Source organism: Paraburkholderia panacisoli (assembly GCF_008369935.1).
GTDB classification, from domain to species: domain Bacteria; phylum Pseudomonadota; class Gammaproteobacteria; order Burkholderiales; family Burkholderiaceae; genus Paraburkholderia; species Paraburkholderia panacisoli.
The window spans coordinates 137,089-155,968 of sequence record NZ_VTUZ01000007.1 but is presented as its reverse complement, the minus strand read 5'-3'; the positions used below and the strand labels follow the sequence as shown (position 1 = coordinate 155,968).

16 protein-coding genes are annotated in these 18,880 nt (G+C 66.3%); 6 read left to right on the top strand and 10 right to left on the bottom strand.

Annotation, left to right across the window (positions count from 1 at the left end; genetic code table 11):
• Positions 1-225: 225 nt before the first annotated feature.
• Together FVF58_RS12970 and FVF58_RS12965 are read right to left on the bottom strand one after the other, a co-directional pair.
• Positions 226-1,590, bottom strand: coding sequence for a sensor histidine kinase (locus FVF58_RS12970; RefSeq protein WP_149670298.1), 1,365 nt, complete (start codon positions 1,588-1,590; stop codon positions 226-228).
• On the bottom strand, positions 1,590-2,249 hold the full coding sequence (locus tag FVF58_RS12965; protein WP_149670297.1) for a response regulator: 660 nt from the start codon (positions 2,247-2,249) through the stop codon (positions 1,590-1,592). Before FVF58_RS12965 ends, FVF58_RS12970 begins: the two co-directional genes overlap by 1 nt.
• Positions 2,250-2,488: 239 nt before the next feature.
• On the opposite strand from FVF58_RS12965, the gene FVF58_RS12960 reads away from it, so the two are divergent.
• Genes FVF58_RS12960 through FVF58_RS12950 form a run of 3 tightly spaced genes read left to right on the top strand, consistent with a single transcriptional unit; the run spans position 2,489 to position 8,140 of the window.
• On the top strand, positions 2,489-3,964 hold the full coding sequence (locus FVF58_RS12960) for a TolC family protein (RefSeq protein WP_149670296.1): 1,476 nt from the start codon (positions 2,489-2,491) through the stop codon (positions 3,962-3,964).
• Positions 3,954-5,093 carry an efflux RND transporter periplasmic adaptor subunit gene (locus FVF58_RS12955; RefSeq protein ID WP_149670295.1) on the top strand — a complete coding sequence of 380 codons (1,140 nt, stop codon included), beginning with the start codon at positions 3,954-3,956 and terminating at the stop codon, positions 5,091-5,093. The genes FVF58_RS12960 and FVF58_RS12955 overlap by 11 nt, the downstream gene beginning before the upstream one ends.
• A complete protein-coding gene (locus FVF58_RS12950) occupies positions 5,090-8,140 on the top strand; it encodes an efflux RND transporter permease subunit (protein WP_149670294.1) in 3,051 nt (1,016 codons plus the stop codon). The genes FVF58_RS12955 and FVF58_RS12950 overlap by 4 nt, the downstream gene beginning before the upstream one ends.
• A 113-nt stretch (positions 8,141-8,253) precedes the next feature.
• Here FVF58_RS12950 and hpnK read toward each other — a convergent pair whose 3' ends face one another.
• Genes hpnK through FVF58_RS12935 form a run of 3 tightly spaced genes read right to left on the bottom strand, consistent with a single transcriptional unit; the run spans position 8,254 to position 10,702 of the window.
• A complete protein-coding gene (hpnK, locus tag FVF58_RS12945; RefSeq protein ID WP_149670293.1) occupies positions 8,254-9,075 on the bottom strand; it encodes a hopanoid biosynthesis-associated protein HpnK in 822 nt (273 codons plus the stop codon).
• Complete coding sequence (gene hpnI / locus FVF58_RS12940) at positions 9,065-10,348, bottom strand: bacteriohopanetetrol glucosamine biosynthesis glycosyltransferase HpnI (RefSeq protein ID WP_149670292.1); 1,284 nt, start codon at positions 10,346-10,348, stop codon at positions 9,065-9,067. The genes hpnK and hpnI (FVF58_RS12940) overlap by 11 nt, the downstream gene beginning before the upstream one ends.
• Positions 10,349-10,360: 12 nt before the next feature.
• Complete coding sequence (locus FVF58_RS12935) at positions 10,361-10,702, bottom strand: hypothetical protein (protein ID WP_149670291.1); 342 nt, start codon at positions 10,700-10,702, stop codon at positions 10,361-10,363.
• Positions 10,703-11,041: 339 nt separating this feature from the next.
• Here FVF58_RS12935 and FVF58_RS12930 point away from each other — a divergent pair, with 339 nt between their 5' ends.
• Both FVF58_RS12930 and FVF58_RS12925 read left to right on the top strand, forming a co-directional pair.
• Positions 11,042-11,701 (top strand): response regulator transcription factor, encoded by a 660-nt coding sequence (locus tag FVF58_RS12930; protein ID WP_149670290.1) that lies wholly within the window; start codon positions 11,042-11,044, stop codon positions 11,699-11,701.
• Positions 11,701-13,113, top strand: coding sequence for an ATP-binding protein (locus FVF58_RS12925; protein WP_149670289.1), 1,413 nt, complete (start codon positions 11,701-11,703; stop codon positions 13,111-13,113). The genes FVF58_RS12930 and FVF58_RS12925 overlap by 1 nt, the downstream gene beginning before the upstream one ends.
• A gap of 25 nt (positions 13,114-13,138) precedes the next feature.
• Here FVF58_RS12925 and FVF58_RS12920 read toward each other — a convergent pair whose 3' ends face one another.
• From FVF58_RS12920 to FVF58_RS12905, 4 genes are all read right to left on the bottom strand, one after another.
• Complete coding sequence (locus tag FVF58_RS12920) at positions 13,139-14,179, bottom strand: lysylphosphatidylglycerol synthase domain-containing protein (RefSeq protein ID WP_246217048.1); 1,041 nt, start codon at positions 14,177-14,179, stop codon at positions 13,139-13,141.
• A 118-nt stretch (positions 14,180-14,297) separates the two neighbouring features.
• Complete coding sequence (hpnI, locus tag FVF58_RS12915; RefSeq protein ID WP_149670287.1) at positions 14,298-15,458, bottom strand: bacteriohopanetetrol glucosamine biosynthesis glycosyltransferase HpnI; 1,161 nt, start codon at positions 15,456-15,458, stop codon at positions 14,298-14,300.
• Positions 15,455-16,876: a hopanoid biosynthesis associated radical SAM protein HpnJ gene (gene hpnJ, locus FVF58_RS12910; RefSeq protein ID WP_149670286.1), complete on the bottom strand. Its 1,422-nt coding sequence runs from the start codon at positions 16,874-16,876 to the stop codon at positions 15,455-15,457. The genes hpnI (FVF58_RS12915) and hpnJ overlap by 4 nt, the downstream gene beginning before the upstream one ends.
• Positions 16,877-17,130: 254 nt before the next feature.
• Positions 17,131-17,523: a hypothetical protein gene (locus tag FVF58_RS12905; RefSeq protein ID WP_149670285.1), complete on the bottom strand. Its 393-nt coding sequence runs from the start codon at positions 17,521-17,523 to the stop codon at positions 17,131-17,133.
• Between the two features lie 468 nt (positions 17,524-17,991).
• On the opposite strand from FVF58_RS12905, the gene FVF58_RS51400 reads away from it, so the two are divergent.
• A complete protein-coding gene (locus tag FVF58_RS51400) occupies positions 17,992-18,147 on the top strand; it encodes a hypothetical protein (RefSeq protein WP_188130808.1) in 156 nt (51 codons plus the stop codon).
• 263 nt (positions 18,148-18,410) lie between these two features.
• Here the strand turns inward: FVF58_RS51400 and FVF58_RS12900 are convergent, their stop codons facing one another.
• Entirely contained in the window at positions 18,411-18,614 is a 204-nt protein-coding gene (locus FVF58_RS12900) for a cold-shock protein (protein ID WP_007181784.1), read from the bottom strand.
• Positions 18,615-18,880 lie beyond the last annotated feature (266 nt).

Below are 18,880 nucleotides of genomic sequence, written 5' to 3'. Positions count from 1 at the left end.
AACGCTGCATGCCCGGATTCGCATGCCGCTATGACGCCGCGCCGCGCGGCGCCGTCAGACGGTGTTGCGGCCCGCTGCGCCGCGCCTGCGCGCTTGATAATCCGCAGACAAATCCCGCCTGCAGCCGCACTGTCTGAATCAACGAATGTAGCCCGTGGCGACCATTGCATCGAAGCGAAGGGGGCACGCAATGCCCTGCCCCCCGCAAACCCGCCCGCAACGGCGTCAGGTTCTAACCGGCACGGGCGCCTCGGCATCGAGCGCCTTCAAACCGGACACCGCGACGCACAAGCCGGGCCGCCCCTCGTTATTGCGCAGCGAAAGGTCAAGCTGATGCCGCTCGGCGATCCGCGACACGATCGCGAGACCGAGCCCGCTGCCCTCGCCGCGCGCTTCCTCGCCGCGATAGAAGCGGTCGAACACGCGTTCCAGTTCGGCCTCCGGGATGCCCGAGCCGCTATCGACGACCTCGAAACCGACCCGCTCGCCGGCGCGCTTGAGGATCACGTCGACGCGACCGCCGCGCGGCGTCTGCCGGATCGAATTATTGATCAGATTTCCTAACAGAACGCTCATCCCATGCGGTTCGGCCAGCACCATGTAGGCGTCGTTGGGCGTGCGCGCGCCTTCGCATTCGAGGCCGAGATCGATCTCCTTCATCTCCGCCAGCAGCGACAGATCGCCCACCGCCTGCTCGCCGATCCGCCGTAGACTCACCGGCGCCATCGACGTGACCGGATGCGCGTCTTCGCGCGCCAGCGTCAACAACTGCTGCACTAGGTGAATGATCCGGTTCACGCGCCCCTCGACGCGCTCGAGCGTCTGCCCCTCGCCCTTTAGCGAGCCGTCGCGCGAGGCGGCCTGCAGTTGCAGCTTCAGCGCGGCGAGCGGCGAGCGCAACTCGTGCGCGGCATCGGCGATGAACGTGCGCTGCGCCTGCGAGGCCGTGTGCAGCCGTTGCAGCAGATCGTTCAGCGCCTGCACCAGCGGCTTGATTTCGACCGGCACGCTGCCGTCCAGGCGCAGCGGCTCGAGCGAGTCGATCGAGCGGGTCGACAGCGCGCGCGAGAGGCCGCCGATCGGTCCGAGCCCGCGCGCGACCACCAGCAGCACCAGCAGGATCGTCACCGGCACCAGCAGGGCCAGCGGCCACAGCGTGTGCAGCGCCAGCTTCAGCGCGAGGTCCTCGCGCACCGAGACGGGTTGCGCCACCTGCACATAACGGTCTTTCTGGTCCACCCCGAACGTACGCCAGTGATACTCGCCGCGCTCGACCGTGTTGAAGCCCTCCGGCAAGCGCGCCAGCACCGGCGCCTGCATCGAGTGATAGATCAGCTCGCCGGCGCGGTCCCAGATGTCGATGACGATGCGGTCGTCGGCAAGGCCGCCGAGGTCGGGGTCGCGATGTTCGCCGTCGCCCATGCCGGTCAGGTTCGACGGCAACGACAACGCGACCGTGCGCAGTTCATAGTCGAACAGTTCGCTGGCTTCCTCGCGCGCCGTATGGAAGATGCCGAACGCAGCCACGGCCGCCGCCGCCGCCATGCCGAAGATCAGCCAGCCCAGCAGCCAGCGGCGAATCGACGTCATCAGCACCTCTTCAGACGGTAGCCCACGCCGCGCACGGTCACCACCTGCTCCGCGCCGATCTTGCGCCGCAAGCTGTGCACGTGGACCTCGATCGTGTTGCTGCCCACTTCCTCGCCCCAGCCGTATAGCTTCTCTTCGAGCTCGGCCTTGGTGAACACGCGCGTGGGCTCTTCGATCAGCGCCTGCAGCAGCGCGAACTCGCGCGGCACGAGCGGCAGCGGCGCGCCGTCCTTGGTGACTTCGTGCGCGGCGGGGTCGAGCGTGAGTTCCCCGTGGGCGTACACCGGCTGCTTCTGGCCGGTGCGCCGGCGCAGCAGCGCGCGCACGCGCGCGGCCAGTTCGTCGAGATCGAACGGCTTGATCAGGTAGTCGTCGGCGCCGGCGTCGAGACCGCGAATCCGTTCGTCGACGGCGTCGCGAGCGGTCAGGATGATGACCGGCGCGGCGCCGCCGTTCTTACGATACGCGTTGAGCACTTCGATGCCGTCCTTCCTCGGCAAGCCGAGATCGAGCAGCACGAGGTCGTACACGCCGTTCCCGAGCGACAGCTCGGCCGCGCGGCCATCGGCGGCCCAATCGATCGCGTAGCCGGACCGGCGCATCGCGCCCAGCACGGTTTCCGCAATCATCTCGTCGTCTTCGACCAGTAGCAGGCGCATGCCCTCTTCTCCGTCCAGTTTGGACCGCACATTGTCCGGGCCGACAGCTTAACGCTTGCTTATGGCTTCCTTAAGGCGGTCTGACGGCTGCCTGACGCTCAAGGGATCGCAAGCGACGCCGACCGTCCGCTGAAATCAAACTTAAGCGTGACTTAAGCGCTTCCTCCGCAAACTCGCCCCACTTTCGCCGCATCCGCCCGTGGTGCAGCAACTCTTCATCTTGATTCAGGAGCCGGATTTTGCCCGTTTTCGATGCCGCCGCGGCAGCTTTCCCAGCGGTTTGCAAAGCGTGCGCGCCCGCGCCAACGCGCGCTTCAGAGGCCGCCCGCCGCTCGTTGCGGCTGCGCGCGCTCGTGACCGTCGGCGCGCTGCTGCTGGGCGGCTGCACCTGGTATCACCGCGAGCCGCTCGCGCCGCGCGACACGTCCACTTCCGCCGATTCGCTCGAACGCATCCAGATCGACGCGTCGCGCATGCCGCTGCCCGAGCTGGCCGCGCATCGTTTCGATCCGTCCGACGGGCTCGACATCGACGAAGTCGCGATGCTCGCGGTGGCCAATAATCCCGACCTCAAGCTGGCCCGCGACGATCTCGGCATCGCCCGCGCGCAGGCCTACTCGGCGGGGTTGCTGCCCGACCCGCAACTGAGCCTGTCGAGCGATTACCCCGGCGCCGCCGGCACAACGCGCGCGTTCAATTATGGCCTGAGCATCGACGTGATGGCGATCGTGCTGCGCAGCGCGAACAAACAGTACGCCGACGCGACCGTCGCGAAGACCGATCTCGGCCTGCTCTGGCAGGAATGGCAGGTGGTCGCGCAGGCACGGCAGTTGTTCATCAAGACGCGCTTTCAGCAGGACACGCTGCCGTTGCTGCAACAACAGCGCGATCTCGCGCGCACGCGCTACGAACGGATGGCCGAAGCGCGCCGCGACGGCAACCTCACCGACGACACGCTGACCGCCGCGCTCACCGCGTACAGCGACGCGCGCAAGCAATATACCGATGCCGCGCGCGCCGCGCAGCAGACGCATCACGATCTGAACGCGTTGCTCGGCCTTGCGCCCGAAGTCCAGTTGCAACTGAGCGGCAGCGAAGACCTCGCACCGCTGACCGACCCCACGCTCGACACCGCGCTCGCCAAACTCGCGCAACGCCGCCCCGATCTGATCGCGTTGCAGGCGGGCTACGAAGCGCAGGAGCAGAAATATCGCGCGGCGATTCTGAGCCAGTTTCCGAGCCTGTCGGTGGGCTTCGTGCGCGCGCGCGACACCTCGAACATCTACACCAGCGGCTTCCAGATCAACCTGAGCCTGCCGATCTTCAACCGCAACCAGGGCAATGTCGCGATCGAAAAAGCCACCCGCCAGCGGCTGCGCGACGAATATCAGACGCGCCTGAACCAGGCCTACGCGGACGTCGCGCAGATGCGCGCGGACCAGGCGATCCTCTCGCGGCAATTGCAGCAGACCGAAGCCGCGCTGCCCGATGTCGACCTCGCTGCCCAGCATGCGGCCGCTGCCTACGCCGAACACAACCTCGCGCTCGGCGCGTACACCGACGCGCAAAGCGCCGCGCTCGCCAAACGCGTCGACGTGGCGACGCTGCGCGAGTCGCTCGCCGAGCAGCGCGTCGGCTTGCAGGCGCTGCTGGGCAGCGCGATTCCCGACGCTTTCTCTTCCGCTCAGACCTTCATCGATACTCATGCGAAATAGCCCGCTTCCAACCTCGCGGCCGCGCGTCGCCGCCGTGGCGACCGCGCTCGCCTGCGCCGCGCTGCTGTGCGTGGCGCTCCATGCCGTGAGCGTGGCCCATGCTGCCGGCGCGGCCAGCTCTGCTGACGAAACCGCCAGCCAGCCCGTCGTATCCGTCCAGACAGTACGCGTGCAGCGTGCCGAGATCGCGCAACCGGTGCGCGGCTTCGGCATCGTCGCCGCGTCCGCCGCCAATCTCACTACCATCAATCTGCCCTACGTCGCGCGCATCGTGCAGATGCGCGTGCAGTCCGGACAGACCGTCACGCGCGGCACGCCGCTCTTCGTGGTGCAGGCCGATCCCGCCGCCGTGCTCGCCGCGACCCAGGCGAAGAGCGCGATGACGCTCGCGCAAGGCGAACTGGCGCGCACGCAGTCGCTGTACGACAAGGGGCTCGCCACGCAGTCGCAACTCGCGACCGCCCGCAAGGCCGCCGACGACGCGCAGCAGGCGCTCGCCGCGCAGAATCAGACCGGCGTCGCGAGCGGCAACAAGGTCGTGACCGCGCCGCTCGACGGCGTGGTGCTGCAACTGTCGGCGGCTCAGGGCGACCAGGTGCAGGCCGGCGCGGCGATCCTGCAACTGGCCGGCGGCAATGCAAAGGACGCGCGCGCCAACGTGATGCTCGGCGTCGAACCGTCGGACGCGGGCGCGATTCACGCGGGCGACAGCGTCACGCTGCGCGGCCTGTCGACCGCGCTCGCGAACACGCCGGTCAACGGGCGCGTGGTGCTGGTCGGCGCGGCCGTCAATCAGCAGAGCCAGTTGGTGGACGTCGGCGCGAACGTGCCGCTCGGCCAGAGCGCGTTCATTCCGGGCACGCGCGTGCGCGCCGAGATCGCGACCCGCAGCGGCACGCATTGGGTCGTGCCGCGCGCGGCCGTGCTGAAGGACGACCAAGGCGCTTACGTCTTTCAGATCACGGCGCAGAACAAGGCGCGCCGCGTCGCCGTGAGCATCCGGATCGAGAACGGCGAGCGCTATGGCGTGGACGGTCCGCTCGATGCCGCCCAGGGGCTCGTGACCAGCGGCAACTATGAACTGAAGGACGGCATGGCGGTGCGAACCGGCGGAGGCGCACCGCGATGAATTTCGGTCAATGGATGCAGGCGCATCGCCGCTCGCTGCTGTTCGTGATCGCGCTGCTGGCGATCGCGGGCGCATTGACCGCGTTCCGTCTGCCGATCTCGCTGTTCCCGAACGTCGCGTTTCCGCGCGCGGTGGTCTCGCTCGACGCGGGCGACCGCCCCGCCGAACAGATGGCCACGCTCGTCACGATGCCGGTCGAAGAAGCGCTGCGCCGCGTGCCGAACGTGCGCGACGTGGAGTCGAGGACCAGCCGCGGCGCGGCGGAAATTTCGCTGAACTTCGACTGGGGCACCGACATGGCGCAAGCCACGTTGCAAGCGCAGTCGGCCATCAGCGAGATTCTCGCGACGCTGCCGCCGGGCACCTCGATGCAGGTGCGGCGCATGGACCCGACGGTGTTTCCGGTGCTCGCGTACAGCCTCACGTCGACGCGGCAGTCGCTGTCCGCGCTGCACGATCTCGCGCAGTTCCAGATGCGGCCCTTGCTGTCGTCGGTGGAAGGCGTCGCGCGGGTCGAAGTGACCGGCGGCGCGCAGGACGAATTCGAAGTCGCGGTCGACCCCGCGCGTCTCGCCGCGTACAAGCTGTCGCTCGCCGACGTGTCGAAGGCGATCGGTGCGCACAACGTGCTGATGGCCAACGGCCGCATCGAGGACCACGACAAGCTGTACCTCGTGATCACCAACACCACCATCACGCAGCTCGACGAATTGCGCGACGTGGTGGTGTCCGCCAACGGCGCGACGCAGATCCGTCTGGGCGATGTCGCGACGGTCCGCCAGGGCGTCGTGCCGCAATGGATGCGCGTCACCGCCGACGGCCAGGATGCCGTGCTGCTCAACGTCTTCCAGCAGCCCGGCGCGAACAGCGTCGCGATGGCGAAGGCAATTCGCGCGAAGCTGGCCGACTTCCAGCGTCAGATGCCGCCGGGCGTGCATCTGTCGAACTGGTACGACCAGAGCGAACTGGTGATCGCGTCGGCCACCAGCGTGCGCGACGCGATCATGATCGGCGTGGTGCTGGCGGCGCTCACGCTGTTCGTGTTCCTGCGCAACTGGAAGATCACCGCGATCGCCGTCGCGCTGGTGCCGGTGGTGATGGCCGCGACGATCCTGCTGCTCGACGTGTTCGGCATGGGCTTTAACATCATGACGCTCGGCGGCATGGCGGCCGCGGTCGGCCTCGTGATCGACGACGCGATCGTGATGATCGAGCACATCGTGCGGCGCATGCGCGAAGCCGGCGCGCGCGCGTTTCACGGCCGCGTGATGGCGGCGGCGCTCGAATTCACGCGGCCGCTGGCGGGCTCCTCGGCGGCCACGCTGATCATCTTCGTGCCGCTCGCGTTTCTGTCGGGCGTGACGGGTGCGTTTTTCAAGGCGCTCTCGGTGACGATGGCCAGCGCGCTGTTCATTTCCTTTCTCGTCACGTGGCTCGCGGTGCCGATCCTGTGCGACCGCTGGCTCAAACCGAAAGACGCCGAGGAACACGCGGACACCCGCTTCGCCGCGTTTCTGAACCGGCGTTACGCGACGCTGGTCGAGCGCGTCACCGCGAAGCCCGTGCTCGTGCTGCTCGGCGTCGTGCCGCTGATCCTGGTGGCCGCGTTCGCTTTCACCCGGGTGGGCAGTGGCTTCATGCCGAGCATGGACGAAGGCGGCTTCGTGCTCGATTACCACACCGAACCGGGCACCTCCGTGACCGAAACCGACCGGCTGATGAAGCAGATCGAGAGCATCATCCGCGCGAATCCGAATGTGTCGACCTATTCGCGCCGCACCGGCGCGGGTCTCGGCGGCGATCTGAACGAGCCCAACAAGGGCGACTTCTTCGTGCGGCTGAAGTCCGGCCAGCGCGAGCCGATCGACACGGTGATGGAAGAAATCCGCTCTCAGGTCGAGGCGCAGGTGCCCGGCGTGAGCGTCGAACTCGCGCAGTTGATGGAGGACCTGATCGGCGACCTGACGGCAGTGCCGCAACCCGTGCAGATCAAGATCTTCTCCGACGACGCGAACACGCTCGACGCGACCGCGCGCAAGGTTGCCGCGCGGATCGGCAAGATTCAGGGCGTGGTGGATGTGAACGACGGCATCAACCCCGCCGGCGACGCGCTCGAACTGCACATCCTGCCTGCGGCGGCGGCCGCCGAGGGCATGGACCCGCAAGCGATCGCGCAGGCCGTGTCCGACATGGTCGAAGGCAATGTGGCGACGCAGTTCCAGAGCGGACCGAAAACGATCGGCGTGCGCGTGCGGGTGGACGGCGCGCTAAAGCTGACGGATACGCAACTGGGCCAGTTACAGATCCGCGCGCCGGACGGGCATCTGTTCGCGCTCAATCGCGTCGCCGATCAGGTGACGGTGACGGGCCAGCCGGAGATCAGCCGCGACAACCTGAAGCGGATGGTCGCGGTGACCGCGCGTATCGATGGGCGCGATCTCGGCTCCACCATCGCCGACGTGCAGAAGGCGCTCGGCGACGGGACGCTGCTGCCCACCGGCGTCTACTACGAACTGGGCGGCTTGTATCAGCAACAGCAGATCGCCTTCAAGGGCTTGCTGACCGTGTTCGGCGCCGCGATCGCGCTGGTGTTCGGCTTGCTGCTGTTTCTGTACGAGCGCTTTCGCGTCGCGCTGGCGGTGCTGGCGATGCCATTGCTGGCGGCGGGCGCGGTGTTCATCGGCCTGTGGGTCACCGGCATCGAGCTGAACATCTCGGCGATGATGGGGATGACGATGATCATCGGCATCGTCACCGAGGTGGCGATCTTCTATGTGTCGGAGTTGCAGGCGCTGGTGCGCGACGAGGAGATGCCGTTCGACGAAGCGTTGCGCAGCGCCGGCCGCAATCGCCTGCGCCCGATCGCGATGACGACGATCGCCGCGATCCTCGCGCTGTTGCCGCTGGCGTTCGCGCTCGGGCAAGGCTCGGCGATGCAGCAGCCGCTCGCGATCGCGATCATCTCCGGGCTGATCGTGCAGTTGCCGCTGGTGCTGTTGCTGCTGCCGGTGCTGCTGAAGCTGTTGATGAAGAAGCAGCCGATCTAGCGCGCGGTTTTTGCCGCGTGTGCCGGGGTGCATCACAGCGCGTCGTGCGTTGCGCTTATAGGTCCACCGCATGTCGTGGTGGACCTGCTCGCCCCCGCCAGAAGCAAAAGCGCCTACGCCAGCACGTCGGCAAAGCCGCCGACCCGCGCGCCCAACGCGCGAATCGCGGCGGCCACCTTCGGCGAAAGCAGCGCCTGCAGTTCATCGGCATGCCGGTAGTCACGCATGCCGTCGCTCAACGGGAACGCGCCGGCGAGCGCAGGATGGCAATAGATCTCGGCCACGCCGTGCGGCAGATCGGCTAGCGCCGCGAGCCACGCCGCCTCGTCCATGCGCCCGCTGCCGGCGATTCCAACCACATAGTCGTTGTGCGCGATCCCCGCGCGATCGAGGCGCGCCCTCACCTGCGCGATCCACGGCTTCAACCACAGCGGCGCGTTCGGCTCGAACGGCAGACGCATCGCCTTCATCCCGTACTCGCGGCCGATTGCGAGAATCAGCCCGAGCACCGTCGGGTGCAGATGAAAATGCTTGTGCGTGTTGACGTGATCGAGCGTCAAACCGGTTTGCGCAAAGGCGTCGAACTGCGCGCGAATCTCGCGCTCGAGCTGTCTGCGCACATGCGGCAGGAAGAAAAAGCGCACGCCGTCGCGCACCATGTTGTCGCCGAAGCGGTCATGCTCGTCGAGCAACGCGCCAATCGACGCGCGCGGCAGGAGCGCGGCGCCGTCGGCCAGCACCAGATGCAGACCGACCCGCAGGCGCGGCAACTCGCGCGCGCGCGACACGGCGTCGCGCGCGGCCGGCGCGCCGATCATCAGACTCGCGGCGCTCAGCACGCCGTGGCGATGCGCGCGTTCGACCGCCTGGTTCACGCGCGGATGCAGGCCGAAATCGTCGGCCGTCACGATCAGCCCGCGCGGCCTAGCCGCCATCCGACACCTCCATCGCATCCATCACGTTCAGGCGCCTGCTGTTCGCGAGCGCCGCAGCCGACGTTTCCAGCGGCACGCGCGCGCCGCGCCACGTCACATGCGAGCCGAACGCGGCGGCCCACCATTGCAGCGCCAGCAGCAGATCGCGCAACGGCACGAGCGGCAGATCGCTCCAGAACGAGCGCTCGCGGCGCGCCGCGCGCAGGTGCAGCACCAGACGCGCGGCCAGGCCGGCCGCCGTGGCGGCTGCGCTCGCGAGCGCGGCCGCACCGTGCGCGCCCGTCGCGAGGGATGCGCTCAGTAACGCGCCGGTCAGCAGCCACGGCGTCGGAAACGTGATGACCAGCGACGCGAAACCCAACGGGTTCACCGAACGGATCGTGCGCAGCCAGCGCGTTTCACGCTGCCATAGTGCGCCGAAGGTCGGCTCGATCACATCGGTAGCGACCATCACGCGCGAGAGCACCGTCTGCAGCCCCAGCGCGCGCACGTGTTCGGCCAGCCAGTAATCGTCCGCGAGACAGTTTTTCAGCGCGTCGAAACCGCCGATGCGTTCGAGCGTCGCGCGGCGCAAGGCCAGCGTCGCGCCGAAGCCGAAGCGGCGCGAGCCCGCCGCATGCGCGACGCGCACCGACGGCGCGAACCATTCGTTGATGAAGAGCGCGCCGACGCGCGGCCAGAATCCGCCGACGCCCCGTGCGACATACAGACACGTGACGACGCCCACGCGCGGGTCCGCGAGCGGCGCGGCGACGCTGTCGAGATAATCGGCTTCGACGGCGATGTCGCTGTCGGCGATCACGATCACGTCGTGACGGGCTCGCCCCGCCATGTTGATCAGATTGCTGACCTTCAGATTGCTGCCATGCACCCGCGTGTCGATCGCAAGCTCGATGTCGCGCTCCGGGTAGGCGGCCTGCAAACGGCGAACCACCGCGATCGCGGGGTCGTGCGGCGACGACACGCCGAGCACCAGTTGCCAATGCCCATGGCGTTGCTCGCAGAAGGTCTGCAGATTTTCGTAGAGACGCGGCTCGGCCCCGCAGAGCGGTTTGAGCACGCTGACGCCGACCAGCGCAAAGGGCTGTGCCGGCTGCGAAGCACACGCTGTGGCATGTGAAAGATCAGAGGAGTTGGCCCGCGTGGCCGAGCCGTTGCGGCGCGTGCCGAAGAACGACATCGCCACCAGCGCCGCCGTCGTCGCGTAGAGCGCGGCGGCGGTGCAGCCGGTCAGCAGTATCCATTGGCATACGGTCCATGCGTGCGCCGTCATCGCCCGTTTCCGTCAGTGCCCGGCCAGCACGAACGATCGACCCGTCAACCGCAGATGAAGAATGACGAGCCAGCGGCGCGGACAATCCGCCGTCACCTCGACCGGAGACGCGGCGCGCATCGTGGGGTGGCTTTTGACGGAGAACTCGAAGGCGGCCTGCGCGAATTCGCGCGTCACGATCACGCCGCCGACGATCACCGCGATCGCGAGCAGGCGGAACGGCATGGTCACGAAGAACTGCTGCGACACCGGCGATACCAGCAGCGCGATGCAGACCACGGCCTCGGCACCCGCGGCCGTGAGCGATGCGACCAGCAGATGGGCTCGCAGCATGTCGGCGGTGGCTGGCTTCATAACGTGGCCTCGTGACCTGACGGAACGCACGGCGCGATTCATCGGCATAAAAGCGCTGGTCGAAAGAATTCTGTCGATGTACTTACGATCAAGATGCAAGAACCTGACAAAGCAATCGATAGAAGCGGCTGACAACAACGCCGGTTCACGCTCTATATCACCACTCGAACCGGGCTGTTGAGGGGCGATACTATCCATTCAAGCTGAAGGCAACCTTAAGCAAGCGCACGGCATAATGTGGATCATGAAGGGGCTGGTTAAACTTCGCCTGCACGACTCGGCGCTTGCACAAAAGCGCCTACAGTTATGCAATAAAACATTTAAAACGGAATCCCAAACATGCGCCTACTCCTCGTAGAAGACGACGAACTGATCGGCTACGGCATCGAAGCGGGACTTCATCAGGCAGGCTTCACGGTCGACTGGGCGCGCGACGGCCACAAGGCCAGCCTCGCGCTCGACACGACCGCGTATGCGCTCGTGATACTCGACCTCGGCTTGCCGCGCGTGTCCGGCATGGAACTGCTCAAGCGCCTGCGCGACGCGGGCAAGGACGTGCCGGTGCTGGTGCTGACCGCGAAGAGCACGGTGGTCGACCGCGTCGGCGGTCTCGAAGCCGGTGCCGACGACTACCTCGGCAAGCCCTTCGACCTGACCGAGCTGATTGCGCGTTGCCGCGCTTTGCTCCGCCGCGCGCAAGGCCGCAGCGTCGAGTTGATCCACTATCAGGAACTGACGGTCAACCCGGCCGCGCAAACGGTCGAAGTGGGCGCGGCGCGAGTGCCGCTCACGTCGCGCGAATGGGCGATCCTGCTGCAGTTGCTGACCAACCAGGGGATTCCGCAGTCGCGCTCGCAGCTCGAAGAAAGCCTGTATGGCTGGCAGGAAGAGATCGAAAGCAACGCGATCGAGGTGCACGTGTCCAATCTGCGCAAGAAACTCGGCGCGGGATTGATCAAGACCGTGCGCAATATCGGCTACGTGATGGAGAAAGCGTAATGGGCGCGTCGATTCGCCGGCGCCTGTCGCTGCTGGTGCTCGCGAGCATCGTGCTGATCTGGGGCATCGCGCTGGTGTCGAGCTATCGTCAGGCGTCGCACGAAGTCGGCGAATGGGAAGAGGCGCGCCTCGCGGAACTCGCGCAGATCCTCGCGCTGCTCGATCAACCCAATCTGATCACGCTCGCCAACGCGCGCATCGACGTGCGCGAAGAAGAAGAAGGCGGCGACCCCGGCGCGAGCAATCTCGACGACGACGACACGCTGCCGCGCGACGCCCTCTTCCAGGTGCGCGCTGCGAACGGCGAGGTGCTGGCGGGCAGCCCGCAGTTGCGCACGCTCAGCGCGTGGGATCTGCCGGTGCCGCCCGCGAGCGGCGCGCGCGACATCACGCTGGGCGGCCAGATGTATCACACGTTCACGCTGCGAGACACCGCGCTCGGCCATACGGTGCGCGTATTCGAACCGGCCAACACGCGCAGCGACCTGGTGAGCGGCGTCGCGAGCCGCATCGCGCGGCCCACGCTGATCGCGCTGCCGGTGCTGGCGCTGCTGGTGTGGTTCAGCATCGGCTGGAGTCTCGCGCCGCTCAAGGTGCTGTCGGACGCGATCCGCTCGCGCGACATCAACCGGATGGAGCCGGTCGACATCGGCCGCGCGCCGACCGAGGTGCGGCCGCTCGTCGATGCGATCAACCTGATGCTGTCGCGTTTGCAGAATTCGCTGGAACGCGAACGCGCGTTCACCGCCGACGCCGCCCACGAACTGAAGACACCGCTTGCCGCGATCAAGGTGCAGGCGCAGGTCGCGCTGGGCGAGCAGGACACGGCATTGCAGCGGCTCGCGATGGAACGGGTGGTGCAAGGCGTGGATCGCAGCGCGCGGCTCGCGGAGCAGTTGCTGCTGCTCGCGCGTCTGGACGTGCAGGAGATGTTGTCGACGGTGCCGCTCAAACCGGCGAGCGTGGCGAAGGACACGTTGCTCGCGAACGAGCGCAACGCGCAGCAGAAGAACATCAGCGTGATGCTGATCGGCGACATGCGCGCCGAGATCAATGCGGAGCCGGTGCTGATCGGCATCCTGCTCGACAATCTGCTGGACAACGCGATCAAGTACGGGCGCAGCGGCGGCAGCATCGAAGTCGCGGTGCGGCATGCCGACGACCGCGTGCAGCTCACCGTGCGCGACGACGGCCCCGGCGTTGCGCCGGACGATCTCGCGCGCCTGACCAGTCGCTTTTTTCGCGCGACCGGCAATCAGGCCACCGGCAGCGGCCTGGGTTTGTCGATCGTCGCGCGCATCGCCGAGCATTTCGGCGCGCGGCTGCATCTTGGCACGGGCATCGGCGAACGCGGCCTTGCAGTCGAGGTGTCGTTTCCCGCGTATGCGGCAGCGCAGGCGCCTGCACACTGACGCGCTGGCACGTTTGCACGCGATGCTAGCGCCGGCTCGTCTCGCGCACGGCGGACCGCGCGTGGGCCACCGCGCGCGCGCCCCGCTGCTGATGCCCGAGCGTGCGATTGGACGACTCGGCGAACTGCCACGCGATCAGGCCGGGCACGAACACCAGCAGATCGCGAATGCGGCGCGCGGCGGCGAGCGCCAGACAGGTGGACGGATCGAGCCCGAGCGCGCCGCCGACCAGAATGAAACCGCCTTCCTGCACGCCCAGGCCGCCGGGCACGAAGAACGCCGCGCTACTGATTGCCTGGATCAACGATTCGATCACGACCGCTTCGACAAGCGTGACATGCACGCCGAGGAAGTGCAGCGCGAGCCAGATTTCCAGCGAAGTCAGGAAACATTGCAACGGCTGCCAGAAGAACAGGTAGCGCAGCACCACCGCACGCCGCCGCCAGATCACCTTGATCGACTGATCGATCTGCGCCGACTGGCCGACCAGCGCCGCCAGCTTGCCGCTCGTCATGTGATTGAGCACGCGCGTGATGCGCTCGAATGGATTCGCGTGCTGCACGAGCGCGAACAGCAGCAGCAGCGGCGTGAGCACCACGACGCCCCACGCCAGTTGCCCGGCAAGCCGCAGCGTGTCCGACTGCGCGTGCGCGAACAGGAAGCCGATGCCGACCATCGTGAACAGCAGCTGGCTGATCACCGTCAGCTGCATGTCGACGATGATGCTGCCCACCGCCATCGACGGCCGTACGCCCCAGCCTTTGAGCATGCGGAACGCGACGACTTCGCCGCCGACCCGCGCGACCGGCAGCATGCTGTTGACCGATTCGCGCACCCACACCAGGTGCAGCATCTTCAGGATGCTGGGCCGGTTCGCGCCGCGAATCAGCGAACGCCAGTCGCATGCGTTGGCGAGCATCGGCAGCACGTGCACGAGCGCCGCCACCACGAGGCCCGCGCCGGCGGCCCGTAGCGCGCCGAGCACGGCGCCAGGGTGGTCGCGCCAGACGAGCCAGAGCGACAGCAGCAAGCCCACGAATGCCGCGACGCGGCCGAGATGTTTCATCACGCGGCCACCTCGTGCGCGCGCGCTACTGTCATTGACACTGCCACCGCTGTCTTGCCGCCGTCTCGCGGTTCGAAAAACTCTTGCTTCATTGCCGACCCAACCTGCCGTTAATCTGTCATTCGTCGCGCGCCGCCGACAGCAGACCGTCGCCGTCCACCTTGAAGCTGAAGCCCCGCCAGATCACACGCGAGGACAGGAAGCTCGCGACGAAAATCGCAAATGATACGATATCCCATATCGGCTGCAACCACATGTCGCGGGAGCGCAGCCGCAACGCGCGGTCGGTGAGCAGTTGCAGCGCAAGCCGCGCGCACATGGCGATCAGCACAAGCGGCCATGCCCAGATCGCGCCGCCCGAAAACGCGACGGCAAGCAGCGCGAACGCGAGCGGATGAATCAGCGCCGAGCCCAGATGCCCGAGCGGATCAATATGGCGAATCGTGCGGCTCCAGCGCAGTTCATGCGCGACCAGCTGCGTCGCGCTCGCTTCGACGCACGCATGCGAGATCGGGAACGGCGGAATCACCACCTTCTCGCCAATCATGCGCACCGCCTCGCCGATCGCGTGATCTTCGGCGAGATGCCGCACGAACGGCGTGAAGCCGCCGATTTTTTCAAACGTGTCGCGCCGCATCGCGATGGTCTGCCCGAAGCACGGCCGGGCGAGCCCGAGCGCAAGGCCGGTCACCACGCTGGGCAGGAACTGGTAGTTGGTGGCCTTAACCGACAGCCGCGGCCAGAAGCCCGGATCGGGCTGCCCGCGATACGCGCAGGTGACGAGCCCGACCTCCGGCTTCTGCAATTCGCCGATCACGTTGCGCAGATAATCGGGCTCGACGCTCACGTCGCTGTCGGCGAACACCAGCACGTCGTGCCGCGCGTGCGGCAGCATGTTGAGGATGTTGCTGATCTTGCGGTTAGGGCCGTACAGACGCGCATCGGCCACCACGGTGATGTCCGCTTCCGGATGCAGCCGCCGCAGTTCGTCGACGGCTTGCAGCGCCGGGTCGGTCGAGTCGTGCACGCCGAAGACGAATTGCATCGGCCCCGGGTAATTCTGCAAGCAGAAACTCGACAGATTGGCGAGCAGCGCCCATTCGCTGCCATGCAGCGGCTTGACGATCGTGACCGGCGGAAAACTGGCCGGTTCGGCCACCGGCCGGGCGAAGAAACGCCCGATCAGCGCGCCGGCCAGCAAGGTGTAGCCGATGCCGAACACAGCCGCCGCCGCACACGCGTAGGCCAGCGTGACGGCGAGCAGATGTGTGGCGCTCACGCTTGATGGGCGCGCAGGAAGCGGAAGAATTCGACGCCTTCACGCAAGCGCCGTTTCATCATGTCCCAACTCGTGAACATCTCGCGCAGGATTTCCCAGATCTTCGACGGCCGGAAATAGAAGCGCTTGTAGAAGTTTTCGAGCTGGTGATACATCTCGTCGCGCGACAGATGCGGATAGCCGATCGCCGCCAGCTGCACCCCTTCCTTGCTGACGAGATTGATGACCTTATTCTCCGCGAGCCAGCCGTTCTCGACCGCCTGGTTGTAGAGCACGGTACCGGGATACGGTGCGGCGAGCGACACCTGGATCGTCAACGGATTGACCTCTTTCGCGTACTCGATGGTCTTCTGAATCGTTTCCGTCGTCTCGCCCGGCAAGCCCAGAATGAAGGTGCCGTGAACCTTGATGCCAAGCGTGCGGCAGTCTTTCGCGAAACGCCGCGCCATATCCGTGCGCAAGCCCTTCTTGACGTTCAGCAGGATCTGGTCGTCGCCCGACTCGTAGCCGACGAGCAGCAGGCGCAGGCCGTTGTCCTTCATGATCTTCAGCGTCGCGTAAGGCACGTTCGCCTTGGCGTTGCACGACCACGTCACGCCCAGCTTGCCCATGCCGCGCGCAATCTCTTCCGCGCGTGGCTTGAAGTCGGTGAACGTGTCGTCGTCGAACATGATCTCCTTGACTTCAGGCATGTTGTCGCGAATCCACTTGACCTCTTCGAGCACGTGCTCGACCGAACGCGTCCGATAGGCGTGGCCGCCGACGGTGTGCGGCCATAGGCAGAACGTGCACCTCGAGCGGCAGCCGCGGCCCGTGTAGAGCGACACGTACGGATGCTTCAGGTAACCGTTGAAGTAGTTTGGAATCGTCAGATCGCGCTTGTAGACCGGCGCGACGAACGGCAACTCGTCCATGTTCTCGAGGATCGGGCGCGCTTCGTTATGCTCGATCGAACCGTCCGCCGCGCGATAGCTCAAGCCCTTGATCTGCGCGAACGGCACGCCTTCGGCGATTTCCTTGCAGGTGAAATCGAATTCTTCGCGGCAAACGAAGTCGATCGCCTCGGTCGCGGTGAGCGAGTTGTGCGGATCGACCGCGACCTTGGCGCCCACCATGCCGATCAATAGCGACGGCTTGTGTTGCTTGAGATGCTGCGCGAACATCGCGTCGGTGGGAAACGACGGGGTGCTGGTGTGGATGATGACGAGATCGTATTGCTCCGCGATCTTAAGTGTCTCTTCGACCGATGCGCCATTCGCGGTCGCATCGAACACGCGGCTGTCGGGAATCAGAGCGGCCGGCTGTGCAAGCCAGGTGGGATACCAGAACGACTTGACCTCACGTTTCGCCTGGTAGCGCGAACCCGCGCCGCCGTCGAAACCGTCGAAAGACGGAGCCTGCAAGAACAGAGTTTTCATGAGTGCTCCAGCGAGCCTGAACGGCGCTTTCAGTATTTTGTCGGGAAGCTAATAGGACCAAGAGTCGCGTAGGCGCGAGTCGTGGCGCAAATAGTACGGAGCAAAGCTGAAGGAAACCTGAAGGATAATACTGCGTTCCCGCTGCTTGCGGCATTGTTCTTATGTTTAGTTTCGAGTGACGCTCGCTTGTCTTTTCGGTGTGGTATTAGGAGAGAATGCGCGCTGATTCGCCCGTTGCGCGGCCATTGCCAAGCTCACCGCACGATGTGTCTTGCCCAATCGAGCCAGCCCAGATTAAGGGCAGCGTTTACCACTACGCCGAGTGCCGACGCGATGGCCGCGATCATGGTCCAGAACGCGGAGCGCCGCGCGCTCAGCGCCGACGTGTGCGCGGCCGTGGCGGCATCGCGCGACGCGCTCGCCGCCGCCTGCGCGATGTGCGAGGACGACTCCATCTGCGCGAGCGACTTCAGCGCGAAACCGCGCTCTTCGTCGTGTCTCGCCGTGCGCGCGCCCTGATCTTTTTCGAACAGGTAGCGATAGCAGAATGGCGTGAGTGGATGATCGGGGTTCTGCGCGGCGAAGTACCTTGCATAAGGTTCGCCGCCGTTGTCGGTGATCTGCTGGTATGCGCTGTCCTTGTCCACGAAGGCCTCGCTTGTCGACTGGACGCGCGGTGGCGGCCGTTGACATGATCGTGCCACATTGGCGGCGTGGCGCTCTCGCACCTCACCCCGATTTCATACATGCTGCAATGCGCCATTGCTGCGCGTGTTCGCCGGGCTCGATCACGGATTCGACGGCGAGTTTCTGCTCGATGGGTTCGCCCAGCGTGGACCCTCGCCGCATGTCGGCGAGAATTTTCAGGAACCAAGGCTGGGTGGCTGAGCGTGGCCAACAACTTCGCGTTTGCCACCGGCCCGCAGGCAAGGCGATGACCCTCACGTGGCCCGCCTGCCCGATGAAGTTGGCCTCGCGGGCACGGGCGCGGCGCTGCCCAGGCAAGTGCCAGACGGCATGGCGCAGCCCGTGGCACTGGCGCGCCGGCTGTTGCCGCAGCCGGATCTAGTGCTGTTCGACGAGAGCCGTTCAGCGCCGTCGATGCGATGACCCGCATGCGTCTGCAAGACCTGTTGCTGTCGCTCACGCGTGCGCACGGCATCGCCGCACTGATCGCCACGCATGATCTGGACGAGGCTCGCCATCTGTCCGACCGCGTGCTGCCGCGCAACACTGCGGGCCCGCAGCGCGCGGGACGCACTCGTACGTGATGTCGCGGTGCCACGGCGGCATCCGCGTGAGCGGCGCGATGCGGCGTTTGCGGACGTGCGCGATGAATGACTCGAAGGGATCGCGGCCGCGTCGAACGGCTGGGTTTGACGGATGCGGGTATAGCGGGCGATGTCGCGGCAACCAGGTGTCGCCGCAACTACTCAGCAACGGCTCGCCGACTTTCGCAGCAACTTGCGCGGCTAACTCATCGCAGCGCGGCCGACCCCACGCCCCAACGCGCGGGGCCGGCCACCCTCCTTCGTCAGACGGGCTTGATATCCGCCGCCTGCTTACCCTTCGGCCCCTGCTTGATTTCGAAGCTGACCTTCTGGTTTTCCTGCAGCGACTTGAAACCCTCGGAGCGAATCTCCGAGAAATGCGCGAACAGATCTTCGCCGCCGTCATCGGGCGTGATGAAGCCAAAGCCTTTCGCGTCGTTAAACCACTTCACTGTACCGGTAGGCATGTTGATTCCTCGTGTGGATCTGGGTTGATTGGGTTGCAGTCGCTGTCTTCGGGCCGCCGCTTTCGAACCTTGCGTCGCGCTTCGCTCAAGTCAGCTGGTGCCTGCCCGAAGCCGCTTCGGCACGGTCAATGGCCACGGGCCCGGGCCTTTTGCCGCCACCGCAACTGCCACCGCCGCTTGACTGTACGCCTCTTTGCGCGACGCCGCTTCGACCGATTATCCAGCGCCGTGACGGAAGCCTCGCAAACGGCGTGCCGCGTCCCGCA